The organism is Paenarthrobacter sp. YJN-D (assembly GCF_015040335.1).
GTDB lineage: Bacteria > Actinomycetota > Actinomycetes > Actinomycetales > Micrococcaceae > Arthrobacter > Arthrobacter nicotinovorans.
Window position 1 is genome coordinate 3,031,746 of record NZ_CP053549.1, and the last position, 19,377, is coordinate 3,051,122.

General features: G+C 61.8%; 20 protein-coding genes. 11 read left to right on the forward strand and 9 right to left on the reverse strand.

Annotated elements, in window-relative coordinates; genetic code table 11:
• Window positions 1-11 precede the first annotated feature (11 nt).
• Genes HMI60_RS14010 through glmS form a run of 3 tightly spaced genes read right to left on the reverse strand, consistent with a single transcriptional unit; the run spans window position 12 to window position 3,840 of the window.
• Window positions 12-1,589 carry an NAD(P)H-hydrate dehydratase gene (locus HMI60_RS14010; protein ID WP_179128294.1) on the reverse strand — a complete coding sequence of 526 codons (1,578 nt, stop codon included), beginning with the start codon at window positions 1,587-1,589 and terminating at the stop codon, window positions 12-14.
• Window positions 1,590-1,604: 15 nt separating this feature from the next.
• Window positions 1,605-1,952, reverse strand: a complete 348-nt coding sequence (locus tag HMI60_RS14015; protein ID WP_018776647.1) for a holo-ACP synthase — start codon at window positions 1,950-1,952, stop codon at window positions 1,605-1,607.
• Between the two features lie 4 nt (window positions 1,953-1,956).
• Complete coding sequence (gene glmS / locus HMI60_RS14020; RefSeq protein WP_018776648.1) at window positions 1,957-3,840, reverse strand: glutamine--fructose-6-phosphate transaminase (isomerizing); 1,884 nt, start codon at window positions 3,838-3,840, stop codon at window positions 1,957-1,959.
• A 139-nt stretch (window positions 3,841-3,979) separates the two neighbouring features.
• Between glmS and coaA the strand changes: the two genes are divergently transcribed.
• Complete coding sequence (gene coaA, locus HMI60_RS14025; protein ID WP_018776649.1) at window positions 3,980-4,951, forward strand: type I pantothenate kinase; 972 nt, start codon at window positions 3,980-3,982, stop codon at window positions 4,949-4,951.
• Window positions 4,952-5,818 (forward strand): D-alanyl-D-alanine carboxypeptidase family protein, encoded by an 867-nt coding sequence (locus HMI60_RS14030; RefSeq protein ID WP_370584024.1) that lies wholly within the window; start codon window positions 4,952-4,954, stop codon window positions 5,816-5,818.
• Between the two features lie 8 nt (window positions 5,819-5,826).
• On the opposite strand, the gene glmM is transcribed toward HMI60_RS14030, so the two are convergent.
• From glmM to rplM, 3 genes are all read right to left on the reverse strand, one after another.
• Entirely contained in the window at window positions 5,827-7,191 is a 1,365-nt protein-coding gene (glmM, locus tag HMI60_RS14035; protein WP_026266997.1) for a phosphoglucosamine mutase, read from the reverse strand.
• Between the two features lie 167 nt (window positions 7,192-7,358).
• A complete protein-coding gene (gene rpsI, locus HMI60_RS14040; RefSeq protein WP_018776652.1) occupies window positions 7,359-7,868 on the reverse strand; it encodes a 30S ribosomal protein S9 in 510 nt (169 codons plus the stop codon).
• A gap of 39 nt (window positions 7,869-7,907) precedes the next feature.
• Entirely contained in the window at window positions 7,908-8,351 is a 444-nt protein-coding gene (gene rplM, locus HMI60_RS14045; RefSeq protein ID WP_011775554.1) for a 50S ribosomal protein L13, read from the reverse strand.
• Window positions 8,352-8,632: 281 nt separating this feature from the next.
• On the opposite strand from rplM, the gene HMI60_RS14050 reads away from it, so the two are divergent.
• The 9 genes from HMI60_RS14050 (at window position 8,633) to HMI60_RS14090 (ending at window position 16,602) form a co-directional block, all read left to right on the forward strand.
• Window positions 8,633-9,283 carry a prepilin peptidase gene (locus HMI60_RS14050; RefSeq protein ID WP_370584025.1) on the forward strand — a complete coding sequence of 217 codons (651 nt, stop codon included), beginning with the start codon at window positions 8,633-8,635 and terminating at the stop codon, window positions 9,281-9,283.
• Window positions 9,284-9,602: 319 nt separating this feature from the next.
• The gene (locus HMI60_RS14055) at window positions 9,603-9,788 is read left to right on the forward strand and encodes a Flp family type IVb pilin (RefSeq protein WP_110503837.1); all 186 of its coding nucleotides are present in this window, start codon (window positions 9,603-9,605) and stop codon (window positions 9,786-9,788) included.
• 97 nt (window positions 9,789-9,885) lie between these two features.
• Window positions 9,886-10,284 (forward strand): TadE/TadG family type IV pilus assembly protein, encoded by a 399-nt coding sequence (locus HMI60_RS14060; protein WP_354626913.1) that lies wholly within the window; start codon window positions 9,886-9,888, stop codon window positions 10,282-10,284.
• Window positions 10,272-11,309, forward strand: coding sequence for a Tad domain-containing protein (locus HMI60_RS14065; RefSeq protein WP_110503836.1), 1,038 nt, complete (start codon window positions 10,272-10,274; stop codon window positions 11,307-11,309). Before HMI60_RS14060 ends, HMI60_RS14065 begins: the two co-directional genes overlap by 13 nt.
• 55 nt (window positions 11,310-11,364) lie before the next feature.
• Complete coding sequence (locus HMI60_RS14070) at window positions 11,365-12,132, forward strand: Flp pilus assembly protein CpaB (protein ID WP_079580725.1); 768 nt, start codon at window positions 11,365-11,367, stop codon at window positions 12,130-12,132.
• Window positions 12,129-13,328 (forward strand): AAA family ATPase, encoded by a 1,200-nt coding sequence (locus HMI60_RS14075; RefSeq protein ID WP_079580727.1) that lies wholly within the window; start codon window positions 12,129-12,131, stop codon window positions 13,326-13,328. The genes HMI60_RS14070 and HMI60_RS14075 overlap by 4 nt, the downstream gene beginning before the upstream one ends.
• A gap of 119 nt (window positions 13,329-13,447) precedes the next feature.
• On the forward strand, window positions 13,448-14,767 hold the full coding sequence (locus HMI60_RS14080) for a CpaF family protein (RefSeq protein ID WP_227453729.1): 1,320 nt from the start codon (window positions 13,448-13,450) through the stop codon (window positions 14,765-14,767).
• Window positions 14,768-14,769: 2 nt separating this feature from the next.
• Complete coding sequence (locus HMI60_RS14085) at window positions 14,770-15,711, forward strand: type II secretion system F family protein (RefSeq protein ID WP_079580731.1); 942 nt, start codon at window positions 14,770-14,772, stop codon at window positions 15,709-15,711.
• 12 nt (window positions 15,712-15,723) lie between these two features.
• The gene (locus HMI60_RS14090; RefSeq protein ID WP_193589833.1) at window positions 15,724-16,602 is read left to right on the forward strand and encodes a type II secretion system F family protein; all 879 of its coding nucleotides are present in this window, start codon (window positions 15,724-15,726) and stop codon (window positions 16,600-16,602) included.
• A 138-nt stretch (window positions 16,603-16,740) separates the two neighbouring features.
• Here HMI60_RS14090 and HMI60_RS14095 read toward each other — a convergent pair whose 3' ends face one another.
• From HMI60_RS14095 to HMI60_RS14105, 3 genes are all read right to left on the reverse strand, one after another.
• Window positions 16,741-17,631, reverse strand: a complete 891-nt coding sequence (locus HMI60_RS14095; protein WP_227453537.1) for a tRNA pseudouridine(38-40) synthase TruA — start codon at window positions 17,629-17,631, stop codon at window positions 16,741-16,743.
• 32 nt (window positions 17,632-17,663) lie between these two features.
• Window positions 17,664-18,236 carry a 50S ribosomal protein L17 gene (gene rplQ / locus HMI60_RS14100; protein WP_026267001.1) on the reverse strand — a complete coding sequence of 191 codons (573 nt, stop codon included), beginning with the start codon at window positions 18,234-18,236 and terminating at the stop codon, window positions 17,664-17,666.
• 66 nt (window positions 18,237-18,302) lie between these two features.
• Window positions 18,303-19,313 carry a DNA-directed RNA polymerase subunit alpha gene (locus HMI60_RS14105; RefSeq protein WP_011775567.1) on the reverse strand — a complete coding sequence of 337 codons (1,011 nt, stop codon included), beginning with the start codon at window positions 19,311-19,313 and terminating at the stop codon, window positions 18,303-18,305.
• Window positions 19,314-19,377: the final 64 nt, after the last annotated feature.

Consider the following 19,377-nt stretch of genomic DNA (forward strand, 5'->3'; position numbering starts at 1 on the left):
CGACAGTAACCTTACGGTATTGTTCGGTCGTATTCCGCGCTGAGCGAACCGATAACGCGCGGCACAGCCGCAGCAATTGCCGAGGCTGTAAGGGGGCCACCGTCGCAATCCGCCGACGCCCGAACCCCTGCCCTGCCGTGGATGCCCGCCGCTACGGCCGCCACAGCAGCCCAGCGGTCCGCAGCGTCCAGGCCCAGGCCGGCATACGCGCCGTCGTCGCCGCCTATCTCTTCAGCGGCCTGAGCCAGCAACGCTCCCAGCACTCCGGCCAGGACATCGCCGCTGCCGGCGGTCGCCATCCAGGGGATGCCCTCCGACTGGCTGAAAACAATTCCCGACGGCGACGCCACAAGTGTCGTGGCACCCTTCAGGAGCACTGTGGCTCCGGTTTGTTGGGCCGCCTGGCGTACGAAGTGCAGGGGCCGGGATTCGACGTCGGCCCGGGTCACCGCAACTTCGCCCGTGGACGGCAGCGAATCCAGCAAGGACGCGAGTTCGCCGGCGTGCGGGGTAAGGATCCATTGGGGCGGGCAACGGTCCGGGAGGAGGCTCAGCGCCCCGGCATCGACCACTACCGGAAGGTCATGGCCCAGGGCCGCCTCCACGGCAGCCCCTGCACGGCCCAATTGCTCTTCTCCGTCGACGCCCGGACCCACTACCCATGCCTGGACCCGGCCCGGATCCTTGTCCTCCCACAAGGCCTCCGGGGTCCGGGAGAGAACCATTCGCGCCGCGGACCCGGGGCCGACGTAGCGCACCATGCCCACCCCGGCGAGGGCTGCGGCGTGCACACCCAGGACGGCGGCGCCGGCAAAACGGGACGAGCCTGCAACAATTCCCAGGACACCGCGGGAGTATTTATGTGACCTCCGGCCGGGGCGGGGCAGCAAGGCGCCAAGGTCCGGGTCGGTCAGGCGGCGCAACTCCGGCGCCTGGTCCTGAAGCGCGGCCTCGATGCCGATCTGCACCAGTTCCACCCGCCCCGCGCAGCCCTCACCCGGATCGGTCAGGAGCCCTGCCTTGACACCACCGAACGTGACCGTGACATCGGCATCCAGCACGGGCCAGTGGACCTCCCCGGTGCCTGCATCCAGCCCGCTTGGGACGTCACAGGCGACAACCAGCCGTGGTCCGAGTTCCTGCAGCGCGGCAATCAGCTCGGCCGGAGCTTCGCGCAATCCCCCGCGGGCGCCGGTACCCAGCAGAGCATCGATGATCACGTCCTCACCGGCACACAGAACCGCGAGCTCTTCGGCATTTGAAGGACCGAGCTGCAAAACCCGCCCACCTGCGGCGAGAAGAGCAGCCAAAGCTTCCGCGTGGACGGAATCGCCGGCGAGTACCGCCGTCGCACGCATTCCGCGTCGGGCGAGATACGCGGCAGCATAGAGGCCATCGCCGCCGTTGTTGCCTTTGCCGGCGAGAACCGTGACGCATGCACCGGCCAACCGGCGTTTTTTCTTCAGCTCACGGATCACGGCCTGGGCGAGGCCGTACGCTGCCCGTTGCATAAGAACAGCGCCCTCACCGGAGTCCAGGAGCGGCTGTTCCGCGTCCCTGATCTGTTGTCCGGTGAAGGCGCTGATCATTGTTTAGGTGTCCGTCTAGCCCTCAGCGAGGACGGTTGCCGTGGCGATGCCGCCGTCGTGGCTCATCGACAGGTGCCAACGCTTGACGCCCTTGGCCTCAGCGACGGCAAGCACAGTTCCCTTGACCTGGATGGTTGGACCATTCTGGTCAAGGCCGATCCAGCAATCCTGCCAGTTCATGCCTGCCGGTGCGCCCAGGACCTTGGCCACTGCTTCCTTGGCTGCGAAACGGGCAGCCAAGGACCGTGTGTTGAGTTCACGCTCGGCGGGCACAAACAGGCGATCCCTCAGCCCGGGAGTCCGTTCAAGCTGCCGGCCAAACCGCTCAATGTCTACGACGTCTACGCCAATGCCAACAATCATGCCGTTATTCTACGGTCACGCTCTTGGCGAGGTTACGCGGCTGATCGACGTCGTATCCCTTCGCCCCGGCCAGTTCGGCAGCAAAGATCTGCAACGGAACCGTGGTGAGCAGCGGCATGAGCAGCGTGGGCGTCTCCGGTACGTAGAAGACATGCTCTGCGTAGTCCTTGACCGACTCGTCGCCCTCTTCGGCGATGACCAGGGTGCGTGCACCACGTGCGCGGACTTCCTGGATGTTGCTGACCACCTTGGAGTGCAGGGAGTCACGGCCACGCGGGGACGGCACGACGACGAAAACCGGCTGGCCGTCGTCGATCAGGGCGATCGGCCCGTGCTTGAGCTCGCCGGCGGCGAAGCCTTCTGCGTGGATGTAGGCGATTTCCTTGAGCTTCAGGGCGCCTTCGAGGGCAACCGGGTAGCCAACGTGACGGCCGAGGAACAGCACGGACTTTTCGTCCTTCATGCTGCGGGCCAGCTCGCGCAGGGGTCCTGCGTTGTCCAGGATTGTCTGGATCTTGGCCGGGATCTTGTTCAGGTCCGCGAGGACATCCTTGATCTGGCCGGAGAAGATGTTGCCGCGCAGCTGGGCCAGGTAGAGGCCCAGGAGGTAGGCAGCCGTGATCTGCGCAAGGAACGCCTTGGTGGAGGCGACAGCGATTTCCGGACCGGCGTGCGTGTAGAGCACGGCGTCGGACTCGCGCGGAATGGTGGAACCGTTGGTGTTGCAGATCGAGATCGTCTTGGCACCCTGTTCCCGGGCGTAACGGACGGCCATGAGGGTGTCCATGGTTTCGCCGGACTGGCTGATGGAAACCACCAGGGTGTTGGAGTCCACGATCGGGTCACGGTAACGGAACTCGTGGGCGAGCTCCACCTCGGTGGGGATGCGGCACCAGTTCTCGATGGCGTACTTGGCCACCAGGCCCGCATAGGCTGCCGTACCGCAGGCGAGGACGATGATCTTGTCCACCTGCTTGAGGAGCTCGGGATCGATACGGAGTTCGTCCAGCGTCAGCTTGCCGTTGAGGTCGGAGCGTCCCAGGAGGGTCTGTGCCACAGCGTCGGGCTGGTCGTTGATTTCCTTCTCCATGAAGGAGCTGAAGCCACCCTTTTCGGCCGAAGCCGGGTCCCAGTCAACGTGGTATTCCTTGCCTTCAGCCGGTGCACCGAAGAAGTCGGTGATCTCAACGCTGTCCGCGGTGATCGTGACGATCTGGTCCTGGCCCAGTTCCACAGCGCGGCGCGTGTAGTCAATGAAGCCGGAGACGTCGGAGCCGAGGAAGTTCTCGCCATCGCCCAATCCCACGACCAGGGGAGAGTTACGGCGGGCAGCAACAACTACGTCCGGCTGGTCAGCGTGCACTGCCAGGAGCGTGAAAGCACCCTCGAGCCGCTGGCAGGCGAGGCGCATCGCTTCGGTGAGGTTGCCGCCGTCGCCGTTGAGCTGGTTCCGGAAGATGTCTCCCAGAAGTGCCGCAGCGACCTCGGTGTCCGTTTCGGATTCGAACGTGACGCCCTTGGCGAGCAGTTCCTGACGGAGCTCGGCGAAGTTCTCGATGATTCCGTTGTGAATGACAGCCAACCGCCCACCATCGGAAAGGTGCGGGTGGGCGTTGCGGTCGGTGGGGCCGCCGTGCGTGGCCCACCGGGTGTGGCCAATGCCTGTCAGGGACTTGGGAACGGGATGCGCTTCCAGTTCCTCGATCAAGTTGCTCAGCTTGCCGGACTTTTTACGGGATGAGATGGCCCCATCAGCCACTACTGCGACGCCGGCGGAGTCATAGCCGCGGTACTCCAGACGGCGCAGCCCTTCCACCACGACGTCAAGGGCGCTGTAACCAGCTGCCTCGCGAGACGAATTGCCAACATAGCCTACGATTCCACACATGGGTACAAGCCTAACGGCTAACGCAAACAACTGATGTGGGACATCCCATTTCATGGGTCCCTGGCGACCTTTACGGCACCCATAAATTCATCCCCCAGCCATCGCGCATTTCCTGATCAGCCGCGCGGAGGGCAGAATCATGATCGTGACTTTGCAACGCACCGAAGCTAATGGCGACGGCGCTTCCCCGTTTGTCGAGCTGGACCGCCAGACCTGGTCCAGGCTTGCAGCACAGATGGAGCAGCCCCTCAACGAAGAGGACATCTTCCGTCTGCGCGGGCTCGGCGATCCCCTGGACATGAAGGAAGTCCGGGAGGTCTACCTCCCCCTCTCAAGGCTCCTTCACCTCTATGTCCAGGCATCCCACCAGCTTCACGCCGCAACCACCACCTTCCTTGGTGAGCAAACCCAGCGCACGCCATTCGTGATCGGCGTGGCCGGATCCGTGGCAGTAGGCAAGTCCACCATCGCCCGCGTTCTCCGCGAGATGCTGCGCCGCTGGCCAGGAACGCCGAACGTGGAACTCATTACGACGGACGGCTTCCTCTACCCCCTGGCTGAGCTCAAACGCCGGCACCTGCTTGAGCGCAAGGGCTTTCCGGAGTCCTACGACCGACGCGGGCTCCTTCGCTTCGTTTCGGAGGTCAAAGGCGGCGCAGAGGAAGTCCGGGCACCCTGGTACTCGCACGTTACCTACGACATCGTGCCGGGCAAGGAAGTTGTTGTACGCCGCCCCGATGTCCTGATCGTCGAGGGTTTGAATGTGCTGGCACCGGCACGGCCCCGCATGGACGGCAAACAGGGCCTGGCCGTCAGCGACTTCTTCGATTTCTCCATTTACGTCGACGCCAAGACCTCGTACATCGAGGAATGGTACGTGGACCGCTTCCGGAAGCTGCGCAGTACGGCTTTCGCCCAGCCCGAGTCATACTTCCACCGTTACGCCACATTGTCGGACGACGACGCCGAGTCCACCGCCCGGGGTATCTGGAAGCGCATCAACGAGCCCAACCTCAAGGAAAACGTGCTGCCGACACGTGGTCGGGCACAGTTGGTGCTCACCAAGGATGCAGACCACTCCATCAGGCGCATGCTGCTGAGGAAGGTCTAGTTGCCGAACGAAATCACACCGATGCCCAGCCGCCGGGCTTTCGCCGGGTTGCTCACAGTCAGTGCCGGCCTCGCCGCCCTGACGGCGTGCACGCCACAGGACGGGGCTCCCTCCCCTGCTGCCGCAAGCATGCCGGCCCAGACCGACGTGGCGGCTCCTGCACCAGCTTCAAGCGCCGCTGCCGCAACACCAACGCCGTCCGCCACAGCAGAGCCCACCGCGGCCACCAGCCCGGGCCCGGCCCCTTCCAGCACCATCAAGACCCAGCACTCCCTGACCGATCCGACCAGCCCCTGGGTGATCGTCAACAAGCACAGGCCGCTGAATCCTCAGGACTTCGTGCCGGCCGACTTGGTGCAGCCGGCCATCCGACTCGCCGTCAGCGGCGAAGCGGCCCTTTTGAACAGCACGACGGCGGCTGCCGCAGAGAGGATGTTCGGGGCAGCGGCATCGGAGGGCGTCATCATGACGCTGGCTTCGGGCTACCGTTCCTACACAACGCAGGTGTCCACCTACAACGGATATGTTGCCAGCACAGGGCAGGCCGCAGCCGATCGCGCCTCCGCGCGGCCCGGACACTCCGAACACCAGACAGGCTGGTCATTCGATATCGGCGACGGAGGCGGAGCGTGCAGCTTCCAGCCATGCTTCGCCGAGCAGCCTGCAGCCGTCTGGGCCAAAGCCAATGCGCACAAGTTCGGATTCGTCGTCAGGTACCCCTGGATGTTCCACGACACCACAGGCTACTTCTACGAATCGTGGCACCTCCGGTACATCGGAGTGGATGCCGCGGTGGACATGGCCACACGCGGCATCACGACTCTCGAAGAGTACTTCGGGCTTGAAGCTGCTCCGGACTACCTGTAGCCCGGTTCTTAGACAGCCAGTTCGCTGGAGGCGCCCAGGCGCTCCTTGACCACGGCAGCGAGCTCGGTGCAGATGCGCTCGGCCGTTTCCATGTCCGCCGCTTCCACCATGACGCGGACCAGGGCCTCGGTGCCTGAAGGGCGGAGGAGCACCCTGCCGGTCTCACCGAGTTCGAGCTCGGCTGCAGCCACTGCCGCGGCAACGCCTTCGTCAGTGGCGGCACGCGCCTTGTCGACACCCTTGACGTTGATCATGAGCTGCGGAAGCTTGGTCATCGCGCCGGCAAGGTCCTGGAGCGTGCGGCCAGTGAGGGCCACTTGGGCTGCCAGCTGCAGTCCGGTCAGGACGCCGTCGCCTGTGGTTGCGTAATCGGAGAAGATCACATGGCCGGACTGTTCGCCGCCAAGGTTGTAACCGCCGTCGCGCATTTCTTCAAGCACGTAGCGGTCGCCGACGCCGGTCTCCCGGATGGTGATGCCGGCATCGCGAAGGGCGATCTTCAGCCCGAGGTTGCTCATGACCGTGGCAACCAGGATGTCATCCTTGAGTTTGCCGGCCTTCTTGAGTGCCAGCGCCAGGATCGCCATGATCTGGTCACCGTCCACTTCGTTGCCTTCGTGGTCGACGGCCAGGCAGCGGTCCGCGTCGCCGTCGTGCGCCACGCCAAGGTCTGCGCCGTGCTTGACCACGGCTTCCTTCAACGGACCCAGGTGGGTTGAACCTACGCCTTCGTTGATGTTCAGTCCGTCAGGCTCTGCTCCGATGACCACCACGTCCGCGCCGGCGTCCTTGAATACCTGGGGCGAGCATCCGCTCGCGGCACCGTGGGCGCAGTCAAGCACCACCTTCAGGCCGTCCAGGCGCTTCGGGAGCGTGCCGAGCAGGTGCACGATGTACCGGTCCTCCGCGTCCGAGAAGCGCTGAATGCGTCCGACGTCGGCGCCTACGGGCCGCTGTGGCTCTTTGCCAAGCTGCGCTTCGATGGCGTCCTCGACGTCGTCGGGAAGCTTCTGGCCGCCCCGGGCGAAGAACTTGATTCCGTTGTCCGGCGCAGGGTTGTGGGAGGCGGACAGCATGACGCCGAAGTCTGCGTCGAGATCTGCCACCAGGTAGGCCGCAGCCGGGGTGGGGAGGACACCGGCGTCGTAAACGTCGATACCGGAGCTGGAAAGCCCGGCCTCCACGGCGGCGGCGAGGAATTCACCGCTGGCCCTGGGGTCCCTGGCTACCACCGCGCGGGGCCGCTTTCCGTCTGTCGCGCGGTCGTGGCCGAGTACGACGGCGGCTGCCTGCGCGAGCTGCATAGCCAGTTCAGCGGTGAGTAATCCGTTCGCGAGACCGCGCACGCCATCTGTTCCAAATAATCTAGACATCGGGTCAAGTTTAGACGACGCCACGGCACCACCTGTTCATCGGGCCACCGGAGCGTCTTGACCCGGTCCACGCGCGTGCGCAGTGACGGCAGCGTTAAACGACGGAAGCCCGCCCCACCGAAACGGCGGAACGGGCTTCCGATACCCCTGTAATGGGGCGCAGCGAATTAACGCTTGGAGTACTGCTGGGCCTTGCGTGCCTTCTTGAGACCAGCCTTCTTGCGCTCGATGACGCGGGCGTCACGGCTCAAGTAACCGGCCTTCTTCAGGGTGGCGCGGTTGTTGTCGACGTCGATCTCGTTCAGCGAGCGGGCAACACCGAGACGCAGGGCACCGGCCTGGCCGGAGATGCCACCGCCGTGGATACGGGCGATGACGTCGTAGGCGCCTTCGAGATCAAGGATCTTGAAGGGCTCGTTGACGTCCTGCTGGTGCAGCTTGTTCGGGAAGTAGTTGTCCAGCGTGCGGCCGTTGATGGTCCACTTGCCGGAACCCGGAACAACGCGAACGCGTGCAACGGCTTCCTTGCGGCGGCCAACAGCTGCGCCGGCAACGGTCAGTGCCGGGCGCTCCTTCTTGGGAGCATCTTCAGCAGCGGCGCTGCTTTCAGAGGTGTAGCTGGTGAGGGTTTCCTCAGCCTCGACGGCTTCGGCGGTCAGTTCTTCGTTCTGAGCCACGGTTCTCCTTGTAATAAAAAGTTTAGTTGGTGGCCAGGACTACTGGGCGACCTGGGTGATTTCGAAAGTCTTCGGCTGCTGTGCAGCGTGGGGGTGCTCGGGGCCTGCGTAGACCTTGAGCTTGCCCAGCTGCTGAGCTGCGAGGGAGTTCTTGGGGAGCATGCCCTTGATGGCCTTCTCAACAGCGCGAACCGGGTTGGATTCCAACAGCTCGGCGTAGTTGACGGAGGTCAGGCCGCCCGGGTAACCGGAGTGGCGGTATGCGCGCTTCTGCTCCAGCTTGGCGCCGGTGAGGGCAACCTTTTCAGCGTTGATGATGATGACGAAGTCGCCCATGTCCATGTGGGACGCAAAGGTCGGCTTGTGCTTTCCGCGCAGCAGTGTTGCGGTCTGGCTGGCAAGACGACCAAGGACAACGTCGGTGGCGTCAATGACGTGCCACTGGCGGTTGATATCGCCGGGCTTCGGGGTGTACGTACGCACGGTTTTGCCTCGTTCTTGTTCTGGCGTTCATGTTTTAGGCGACACGCAGTGAGGCGTGTACCTACTATGTATGCGCTACCGGAGCAGAGGTGAGGGCTCTATGTACCAGTTATCCCAGGATCTCGAAATGCCCATGGAGTTAGCGATCCTGCAACTGGATCCCCCTGTAGGCATGTGTCATCGAGATAGGACACGCACAACGACTCTAAACAATACCTTCAACGGGGCGCCCGGGTCAAAATGGGGTGAGCACGCAGGGGTGAACCTGTGTTAATGAGGGAGTGCACGTGACTGACGGACTTGCCATGCCGCTTCTGCTGGCTCTCGCCGGCCTCCTTCTGAGTCCCGCGGCCGAGTTGCTGGTCGCGCGGACGCTGCCGCGACTCGGCGGCCTCCCCTCCCTGAAGATACGGATCACGACGGCGGTGGTCACCGCGCTGCTCTTCGCTCTGCTTGCGTGGCGGTTTGGATTGGTGGCCGAATTGCCGGCTTTTCTTTTCCTGGCCCTTATTGGGGTGCAACTTTCACGTATTGATTTCACACTCCGTTTGCTGCCGAATCCGCTTGTTCTGCTCTTGTTGGGCGGGGGCTTGGGACTTCTTTTGGCGTCCGCCGCACTCACTGCAGGGTGGCCCGTGCTGCTTCGCGCCCTTGCTGGAGGGCTCATACTCTTCCTTGGCTACCTGATCCTGGGACTTATTTCGCCGGGAAGCCTCGGAATGGGCGATGTGAAGCTCGCAGCGCCCCTTGGAATGTACTTAGGCTACTTGGGTTGGCAGCAAGTACTCTTTGGCGGACTTCTGGGATTCATCGTGGGCGGCGTCCTCACAGTGCTCATGCTGCGCCTGCATTCGGCGAAAAAGCCCGCAGAAACAGCCCACGGGCCCGCGATGGTCATCGCTACCCTGGGCATCATCCTCGCCCTGAACTGATCCTGGGTTAGTACGCCCTTACCTCGCCTAGAGGACGTTCTCCAAGGTATAAGGCTCCTGCCGCAACCAAGTAGTTTCCGGCTGTCCGCGCGCCGGAACTGAGTACTTCGCACCCATGCCCCCATCCGGCAAGTATTGGCTGCCCGAATAAATCGAGTACGGCTACGCATTGTGGCTTTTGGTGCGAGTGGGCAATTCTTGTGTCATCAAATTCGAACGGATAAGAAGCACAGACCCTTCGGATTTCGAGCAATCAGTACGCCTCAGTAATATCCAATCAATTTTCCAAAACATATTCATTTCTGGGAAGGATTTTCCAATGTCTGCTTTCATGATCAACACCATTGCTTTCATCGCCGGCGTCAAGGACCGCTTCACCAAGGAAGAGAAGGGCGCGACGATGGTTGAATACGGCCTGATGGTCGCGGCAATCGCAGTCGTGGTCGGTGCTGCCGCCGTGATTCTCGGCGGTGAGGTCGCCACTCTCTTCGGTGGCCTCCTCTAGCTCGACACCGTGGCGCGGTTGGTCGCGGCTGCCATCTGGCAACCACGACCAACCCGTTGCTTTAAGAGCACACTTTGTTGGGATCTGGGACCGGGAGATGGACGTGAAATCCAAGACGAATGAGCGTGGCGCAGCAGCCGTGGAATTGGCCATCATCCTTCCACTATTGCTGCTGATCCTGTTCGGCATCATCGAGTTTGGACGTGCCTACAATGTCCAGGTTTCGCTGACGCAGGCCGCGCGTGAAGGAGCCCGTTATGCAGCGGTGCACTATCAGGACGGCAGTTTGAACGTTTCCGGAGCGGCACTATCTGCGGCGCCGGCATTGGATGGCCTGGGAGTGACCGTCACCAACGATGCTTCAAGTTGCGCTCCGGGGTCCAGCGTAAAAGTCACCACCAGCGTTACCCTGCCATCGATGACCGGTTTCCTGGATGGAATTGGCCTCTTTCCTCTCAACCTGTCGGGAGTGGCGGTGATGAGATGCGGTGGCTGAGCAACGCCGGGCAGCGCATCCTTCAGACTGGCAGGCGTGAAGGCGATGAACGCGGCGCGTCCTCGGTCATCGTCGCAGTCCTCATGGTGGTTCTTCTGGGATTTGCTGCTTTGGCAGTGGACGTCGGGGCGATCTATGCGGAGAAGGCGCAACTGCAGAACGGTGCCGATGCTGCGGCACTGGCCATCGCAACCGACTGTGCTGGAGGCAGCTGTGGAAGCAGCACTTCCACAGGAAATCAGTTCGCCAACAGCAATGCCAACGACAACACCAGCGGCGCTGTCGTCACCTTTCCCGCTGCCACCACCGTTCGGGTCGTGACCAACGCGAGGGACACTGCCGGGCAAAACAGCCTCTCGCTGTTCTTCGCACAGTCCATGGGCTTCGACACTGCTTCGGTTGACGCTTCCGCCGAAGCCTCGTGGGGAGCTCCGTCGTCAGCGACGACCCTCCCCTGGACCGTCAGCGAGTGCGTGTTCAAGAAGTACCTATCGCCCGCCCAACTTGCCTCGCTGAACTCAACCGGCACGTTCTCAGGCGATCCTGTTCCCACCCACGTCACCCTTCGCTACGACACCAACGCACCCGCTGTGGGTGGGTGCGTAGCGCAAAATGGCTACCAGCCTGGCGGTTTTGGCTGGCTGGAGACCACTTCGGCATGTTCAACAGACATCAACATCGGCGCTGTGGTGCAGGGCCAGCCCGGCAACCATTTTCCCAATGCCGCCACCTGTAACACCGTGCTTGCGCACATTATGGATGAACCCGCACTAATCCCGCTTTTCAAGACGGCAGCGCAAAACGGCAACAAGACCAAATACACCCTCATTGGTTTCGCAGCGTTCCAGGTGACCGGGTACAAGTTCGACGGGGGCCAGAAGCTGGACCCCGCAGCGCCCAGCTGTAACAACAACTGCAGGGCCCTACAGGGATTTTTCTCCCGTTTCGTGTCACTCGAAGAAGGTTCACAAGTCTCCGGTGGCATTCCCAACTATGGAGCGTCGGTGGTCACGCTCACCAAATAGGCACTCGATGAGCGCCTCGCCACCAATCTCACGAGAACTCGAAGGGAGTTACAAAGTGAAAACACGCCTACTGGGAGGCATTGCCGCATTGCTGTTGGCAGTCACAGGCATCGTTCTACTGGTCACCTACGTACAGGGAGCAGACAAACGGGCACAGCAAGGGCTTGATCCCGTCAGTGTACTTGTCGTCAAGGAACGCATTCCTGCCGGCACCAAGGCAGAGGACATCCAGTCCAAGCTCAAAACCGAAACTTTGCCTCAGTCCGCGGTGGCACCGGGAACCATCAACACCCTCACCGATCAAAAAGGAAAGGTGACCTCGGCTGACCTTCAGCCGGGTGAACAGCTTCTGGGGGTAAAGCTGGTCAGCCCCAAAGAGCTGGTCCCGGGAACTGTTCCGGTACCGGAGGGTTTGCAGGAAGCCACTTTTGTCCTTGCCCCTGAGCGCATGCTCGGAGGGCGGGTCGAGGCCGGCGACACTGTGACGGTCTTCGCATCGTTCAAACTTGACGATGCTGTACCGGCAGGAGCCAACGTGCCGGCCGGTTTGACCGGATGGAAGGATTTCACTGAGCTCCTATACCACGACGTTCTGGTCACGGCGGTCCAGCAGGCTGCCCCCGATGCCGAAAAGTCGGCCGGAAGTGAAAAGGCCGTAGCGCTTCCCAATGGGTCGGCATACGTCACCGTGGCACTAAGCGACGCCAACGCAGCCAAGATGGTCTTTGGCGCAGAATTTGGCACCCTCTGGCTCTCCAAGCAGACAGAGAAAACCGTCAAGAGCGATCCACCAACAACCACGTTCGGAGGGCTGGTCCAATGAGCCGCTTCGTAGCCATCACTGCAGTACGCGATTTCGAGACCCGTGTGCGCCAGGCAATCACTGGGGCCCTGCACGGTGACCTCCAAACATTGTCACCCGCAGTCCTCCAAACCGGCACCGACGAAATCTTCAAGCAACTCACAGGGGCACCTCCCGAGGTCATGATTCTCGGCCCAGGAGTCAATCCCGACGACGCCTTCAAACTGGCCACTGTGCTCGACCTTCAGTACCCGGAAATCAGCCTTCTCATGGTTGCCGACCCGACTGCCGACGTTGTGCTCAAAGCAATGCACGCAGGTGTCAGGGATGTTGTAGCACCTGAGGCAGACGTGAACGAGCTCCGGGTACTTCTGGAGCGCGCGTGCTTGGCCGCAGCAAGCCGGCGGCGAGGAATGCAGCCCGCCGCCGAATCCGGGCAGGAGCGGGGACGGATCATTGCGGTGATGTCACCGAAGGGCGGAGTTGGCAAGACCACTGTTGCCACCAACCTGGCCATCGGGCTGGGAAACATCGCACCAATGAGCGTGGTGATCGTGGATCTGGACCTGCAGTTCGGGGACGTCGCTTCAGGTCTGCTGCTTGAACCGGAGCACTCCATCACTGAAGCTGTGCATGGAGCGGCGGCACAGGACTCCATGGTCCTTAAAGCGTTTTTGACCGTCCACCCGGCCGGGATCTATGCCCTCTGCGCACCCCAGAGGCCTTCCGACTCGGACTACATCACTGCCGAACACGTCACCCGCCTGCTCAACCAGCTGGCCACGGAGTTCAAGTATGTCGTTGTGGATACTGCACCGGGCCTCGGCGAACACTGCCTGGCAACCCTGGAGTTGGCCACCGACGGCGTCTGGGTCTGCGGGATGGATGTGCCGAGCATCAGGGGCCTGCGGAAGTGTTTCAGCGTCCTGAAAGAACTCCAGCTTCTGCCACAGGGCCGGCACACCGTGCTGAACTTTGCGGACCGAAAGAGTGGACTCTCTGTCCAGGATGTCGAAGCCACCATCGGAGTCCCTGTGGATACTGTCATACCGCGATCCAGGACGCTCCCTTATTCAACCAATCGCGGTATTCCAGTGCTGCAGGGAACGGCGAGGGATTCGGCTCTAAAAGGGCTGAAGAAGCTGGTCCAGCGCTTCGACCCCCGCCTGGAATCCACTCCCCAGAACAAGCTGCACCGGAGGGTGGTTGTGTCATGAAACTCTCAGAGAGGCTTTCGAAAAACAATCCGCTTTCCACCCTTGCCCCGGGTGATTCGCAGCCGCCGGCAGTGGTCGACGGGGCCGACTGGGCCGCCCGCCCTTCGACCTCGACTCCGATGTTGGGTGGTGCCCCAACGGCCCCGGCCGTGGATGCATTGGCGGGACTCAAGAAACGTGCCGCAGCTTCCCTTTTTGAACGCATAGGAAGCCGCTTGGGCGACACTTCATCTTCGGAAGAAGACCTCCGCTCCTTCGCTGTGGAGGAACTTTCAGCGGTCATCGACGACGAGCAAGTACCCCTTACGCCAGAGGAACGGCGTCGACTCATCCGGGAGATCTCCGACGAAGTGATGGGTTACGGCCCTCTTCAGAGGCTGTTGGAAGACCCCTCCGTGACGGAAGTCATGGTGAACAGGTTCGACCAGATCTACGTGGAGCGTCACGGTCATCTGGCTCTCACTGAACTCCAGTTCAGCTCGGATGATCATCTACGGAAGGTAATCGAACGAATCGTCTCCAAGGTAGGACGCCGCATCGATGAATCTTCGCCGTTGGTGGACGCCAGGCTGGAAGACGGATCCCGTGTCAACGCGATCATCCCTCCACTGGCGGTCAACGGACCCTCCCTGACCATCAGGAAATTCAGCCATGTTCCGTTGACTGTTCGCAACCTGATCGACTGGGGATCGATGAGCCCGGAGATGGCAGAGCTGCTGAGTGCGTGCGTCCGGGCCCGGCTCAATGTCATCGTCTCTGGTGGCACAGGCACCGGCAAGACCACACTGCTCAACGTGCTGTCATCCTTCATCCCCGAATCTGACCGCATCGTCACGATCGAGGACGCGGTCGAACTGCAGCTGCAGCAGCGACACGTGGTCCGGTTGGAGAGCCGGCCACCGAACATCGAAGGCAAGGGTGCCATAACCATTCGGGACCTGGTTCGGAACTCCCTTCGCATGCGTCCGGACCGGATCATCGTGGGCGAGGTTCGCGGCGGTGAGTCTTTGGACATGCTGCAGGCCATGAACACCGGCCATGATGGATCGCTATCCACCGTGCATGCGAACTCTCCCCGCGACGCGATCGCCCGCCTGGAGACGCTGGTGCTCATGGCCGGTATGGATCTTCCGCTCCGGGCGATCCGCGAACAAGCTTCATCGGCAGTGGATCTCATTGTTCAGGTCACCCGCCTGCGCGATGGAAGTCGCCGTATTACCCACGTCACTGAGGTGCAGGGCATGGAAGGAGACGTCGTGACTTTGCAGGATGTCTTCCTCTTCGACTACTCAGCCGGTTTGGACCCTCAAGGCCGGTTCTTGGGCAAGGCCATCCCGACGGGCATTCGTCCTCGTTTCCTGGACCGGTTCGCTGAACTTGGGATCCAGGTATCGCCCGCGGCCTTCGGCGTCGCCCCAATGCCTACAGGGAGGCGGTAACCGTGGAATCACCAGGACTGTTTATCCTCGCCGTCACGCTATGCGTAGTTGCACTCCTCATTCTGGTCGTGATTGTCCTGAAACCACGCCGCGACAGTATTCCCCTCGAGCGGCGGCGCCTGGAAACTCCAAACGACAGTTCAGCCGTAGGCCTTGTCTCCGAGACCGCCGTACGCTTCATGGACACTGCCTTGGGACGCTCGGGCGGACCGTTCAATCGGGAGGTTCTTTACCTCGCCGGAGTCAAACAGGCTCCGGCAGACTTCATGGTCATGGTTGTTGCCTGTGCAGTAGTGACAGCAGTCCTGGGCAGCCTTGTCGTCAACGTCTTCGTGGGTATCCTCCTGGCACTATCGGTACCGTTCCTGGCGAAATTCGTGCTGGTTACCAAAACGCAGAAACGTCGCGCCAAGTTCGAGGGACAACTGACCGACACCATCCAGATGTTGATCGGGGGCCTGCGAGTGGGGCACGGCATCATGAGGTCCATGCAGGCCGCGGGCCAGGAATCCCAGGCTCCGACATCAGAGGAGCTAAGCCGGATCGTCAACGAAGTAAGAGTCGGCAAAGACGCACGCCAGGCGATAGAGGACTGCGCTGCGCGGATGGACAGCGAAGATTTCCGTTGGATTGGCCAAGCCATCCAGATCAACCGTGAAGTGGGCGGTGACCTTGCCGAGGTTCTGGAGCAAGTTGAAGGAACCATCCGTGAACGCAGCGAGATCAAGGGGCACGTGCGTGCTTTGAGCGCTGAAGGAAAGATGTCAGCCGTGGTTCTGATGATCCTCCCTGTGGCAGTAGGGATCTTGATGTCAGCACTAAACCCCGGGTACCTGAAAGTCTTCACCGGCCACCCCCTTGGGATTGCCCTGATAGTTCTCAGCGTGATCCTGTTCGCCGTCGGAGGCTTCTGGATGAGCCGCACCGTGAAGATCAAGTTCTAGGAGAGAAAGCTCATGACTCCCTCTGCATGGCTGATTATCGCCCTTATCGTTCTTCCACTGGCCTATTTTGCCTGGTCATTGCTCAGCATTGACCGGAAGGGCATCGTTGCCATTCAGGACAACCTCGGTTCCGGCTTCACTCAAAGTGGCGGTGCGAGTCTTCGGCGCCCGCCGCTCCTTCTGGGTGTTGCCAGGAAGCTGACTCCTGGAAGCTACGAGGCCAAGCTGGATCACTGGCTTGCCCTGGCTGGGCGCCCGATGTCGATGCCCCTGCCTAAGCTCATGTCTCTAAAGCCGGCCCTGGCACTGGCCGGAGCAGTCGGCGGCGTCTTCCTGTTCCTCCTCAGCCCCGGTCCAGGAATGGTCGGTCTTGGCCTCTTCCTGACCATCTTTCTGTACTTCCTCCCCGATCTCTTGATTTACAACACAGGGATCAAACGGCAGGAGGCCATCAAACTTGAGTTCCCGAACACCCTCGATCAAATGCTGATTTCGGTCGAGGCCGGCCTCGGGTTCGAATCGGCCATGGAACGGGCGTCCGTACAAAGGGCCGGTCCCCTGGCCCAGGAGCTGATGCGCACTCTGCAAGACATCCAGGTGGGACGCCCACGGCAGGAGTCCTATGATGCCCTGGCCGAACGATGCGCCGTCCCGGACATCCGTAGCTTCGTCCTTGCAGTGATCCAAGCCGACAAATACGGGATCGGCATCGCCAACGTACTTCGAGCACAGGCCAAGAAGGCACGCGTCAGGCGACGGCAGAGCGCCGAAGAGCGGGCGATGAAGCTACCCGTCAAGGTGCTCTTCCCCTTGCTCTTCTGCATCTTCCCGGTGCTGTTCATAGTCCTTCTGGGTCCCGCGGCCATCAGAATCATCCAGGCATTTGGCTGATTATGTCCTGCGGGAAATAGACCGGCACTTCGCGGATCCCAGACCACGGAGTGCCACAACGGCCCCCTTCCGGTACCCAGAGCCGGGAGGGGGTCCTCCAACGTCCGGGCTAACAACATCCGGGCGAGGACAGGAAGGCTACTCCCGCCGGGCCCGCGTCAATTCAGCCCTGGCGAGCAGCTCACTGTCCGACGGGTAGGCCACTTCTTCGAGGACCAACGGATGAGGCGCGGCGAGCACCGACTTGGCATCGCGTCGGCGCTCCAACAGCCGCGAGTGCAGCCATTCAGGAGTTTCCAGCCCCTCCCCCACCCGCAGAGCCGAACCAACCAACGAACGCACCATGTTGTGGCAGAAAGCGTCAGCCTGAACGGTAGCCACGATGACGCCGTCGCTTCCGCGATCAAACGAGAACTTCTGCAGCTCACGGATGGTGGTGGCACCTTCCCGGGGTTTGCAGTAGGAACGAAAATCCTGGAGCCCCAACAAGGACCGGGAACCCTGGTTCATCAAGGCAACATCCAAGGGCGCCTTGTGCCACAGCGTGATCCCACGGAGCACCGGGTCCCATCTCCCCGGACCGTCGGCAATCCGGTAACTGTACCTGCGCCACAACGCCGAGAAGCGCGCGTCGAAACCCTCCGGCGCCAGACCGGCGTCGTGCACTTCCACTGCACCGGTGAGGTCGCCGAGGATACGGCTCAAGGCTCCGCGGAGGCGTCGCAAAAGGGCGACGGCGGGATCAAGTTCGTGGCCACGCGGCAGTGAGAGCCACTCGGCTTCGGTGACATCGAGATGTACTACCTGGCCGCGGGCGTGGACGCCGGCATCGGTGCGGCCGGCAACAGTAACGCGGACGGGTCGTTGCAACAACAGCGCCAGTGCTTCTTCCAAAGAACCCTGCACGGTACGCAGCCCCGGCTGCAATGCCCAGCCGCTGAACGGGCCGCCGTCGTACGAAAGATCCAGCCGGACACGCAAAAACCCGCCGCCCCCCATAACGGGGGCAGCGGGTTTTCGTTCGTTCATAGACTTAAGTCTACTGTGAAGAATTCAGTGAATTACTTCTTGTCCTCAGCGGCCGGAGCCTCTTCGGTTTCAGCAGCTTCAGCTTCCGGAGCCTCTTCGGTCTCAGCGACTTCAGCGGCAGGAGCCTCTTCAGACTCAGCAGCTTCGGTTTCGACGGCTTCGGTCTCTACGACCTCTTCCTCGGCAGCCGGAGCAGCCTTGGCAGCAGCAGCGGTTGCTTCAGCAACAACGGCCTGCTTCGGGGAAACCGGCTCGAGAACGAGCTCGATGACAGCCATGGGAGCGTTGTCGCCCTTGCGGTTGCCGATCTTGGTGATGCGGGTGTAGCCACCATCGCGGTTGGCAACGGCGCCGGCGATGTCGGTGAACAGCTCGTGGACAACGCCCTTGTCGCTGATCAGGCCGAGAACGCGGCGGCGGGAAGCGAGGTCGCCACGCTTGGCGAAGGTGACCAGACGCTCTGCGTACGGCTTGAGGCGCTTGGCCTTGGTGACCGTGGTGGTGATGCGCTTGTGCTCAAACAGAGCAGCTGCCAGGTTCGCGAGCATCAGACGCTCGTGAGCCGGGCCGCCTCCGAGGCGCGGACCCTTAGTGGGGGTAGGCATAGTTATTTCTCCTGTTGTGTAAGCCGGTCAGGTCCATTGCTGGACCCGGCGGCCAAGATCTGCTGTTTAGAGCTCGTCGTCGCTGAACGCGGCGTCGTCCTCTTCGATAGCTGCGGCGCGGGCTGCGAGATCGAAACCGGGAGGGGAGTCCTTGAGGGACAGACCCAGTTCGACGAGCTTTGCCTTGACCTCGTCGATGGACTTCGCACCGAAGTTACGGATGTCCATCAGGTCAGCCTCGGAGCGGGCAACGAGTTCACCCACGGTGTGGATGCCCTCACGCTTGAGGCAGTTGTAGGAACGGACGGTGAGGTCCAGATCCTCGATCGGCAGAGCCATGTCGGCTGCCAGGGCAGCGTCCGTCGGCGACGGGCCAATCTCGATACCTTCAGCTGCGGTGTTCAGCTCACGAGCCAGACCGAACAGTTCCACCAGGGTGGTGCCTGCGGAAGCAACAGCATCGCGGGGAGCGATTGCCTGCTTGGTCTCGACGTCGACAATGAGCTTGTCGAAGTCGGTGCGCTGCTCAACACGGGTAGCTTCCACGCGGAAAGTTACCTTCATGACCGGCGAGTAGATCGAGTCAACCGGAATACGGCCGATCTCGGAGTCGCCGGACTTGTTCTGAGCTGCCGAAACGTAGCCACGGCCGCGCTCGATGGTCAGTTCGAGTTCGAACTTGCCCTTCGAGTTCAGAGTGGCAATGTGCAGATCCGGGTTGTGGAATTCGACGCCGGCCGGCGGAGCAATGTCCGCGGCGGTGACGACTCCGGGGCCCTGCTTGCGCAGGTATGCAACAACCGGCTCATCGTGCTCGGAGGAAACCGAAAGGTTCTTGATGTTCAGGATGATCTCAGTGACATCTTCCTTGACACCGGGAACCGTGGTGAACTCGTGCAGCACGCCATCGATCCGGATGCTGGTTACAGCGGCACCGGGGATGGAGGAGAGCAGGGTACGGCGGAGGGAGTTTCCGAGGGTGTAACCGAAGCCCGGCTCCAGCGGTTCAATGATGAAACGGGAGCGGTTCTCGGATACAACTTCTTCAGACAGGGTGGGGCGCTGTGCAATGAGCACTTAGGTTTCCTTTCGGCGAGCATCCGCTATATGACGCAACACAGGTGGTGGAAATCGGCTTCGG

Excerpts from the sequence above, each read along its gene's own strand:
- glmS (WP_018776648.1), bottom strand. The coding sequence starts at position 3,840 with ATGTGTGGAATCGTAGGCTATGTTGGCAATTCGTCTCGCGAGGCAGCT.
- HMI60_RS14075 (WP_079580727.1), top strand. The coding sequence starts at position 12,129 with ATGAGCCGCTTCGTAGCCATCACTGCAGTACGCGATTTCGAGACCCGT.
- HMI60_RS14055 (WP_110503837.1), top strand. The coding sequence starts at position 9,603 with ATGTCTGCTTTCATGATCAACACCATTGCTTTCATCGCCGGCGTCAAG.
- HMI60_RS14015 (WP_018776647.1), bottom strand. The coding sequence starts at position 1,952 with ATGATTGTTGGCATTGGCGTAGACGTCGTAGACATTGAGCGGTTTGGC.
- HMI60_RS14060 (WP_354626913.1), top strand. The coding sequence starts at position 9,886 with ATGGACGTGAAATCCAAGACGAATGAGCGTGGCGCAGCAGCCGTGGAA.
- coaA (WP_018776649.1), top strand. The coding sequence starts at position 3,980 with ATGATCGTGACTTTGCAACGCACCGAAGCTAATGGCGACGGCGCTTCC.
- rplQ (WP_026267001.1), bottom strand. The coding sequence starts at position 18,236 with ATGCCTACCCCCACTAAGGGTCCGCGCCTCGGAGGCGGCCCGGCTCAC.
- HMI60_RS14010 (WP_179128294.1), bottom strand. The coding sequence starts at position 1,589 with ATGATCAGCGCCTTCACCGGACAACAGATCAGGGACGCGGAACAGCCG.
- HMI60_RS14095 (WP_227453537.1), bottom strand. The coding sequence starts at position 17,631 with ATGAACGAACGAAAACCCGCTGCCCCCGTTATGGGGGGCGGCGGGTTT.
- HMI60_RS14065 (WP_110503836.1), top strand. The coding sequence starts at position 10,272 with ATGCGGTGGCTGAGCAACGCCGGGCAGCGCATCCTTCAGACTGGCAGG.
- HMI60_RS14080 (WP_227453729.1), top strand. The coding sequence starts at position 13,448 with ATGTTGGGTGGTGCCCCAACGGCCCCGGCCGTGGATGCATTGGCGGGA.
- glmM (WP_026266997.1), bottom strand. The coding sequence starts at position 7,191 with ATGTCTAGATTATTTGGAACAGATGGCGTGCGCGGTCTCGCGAACGGA.
- HMI60_RS14090 (WP_193589833.1), top strand. The coding sequence starts at position 15,724 with ATGACTCCCTCTGCATGGCTGATTATCGCCCTTATCGTTCTTCCACTG.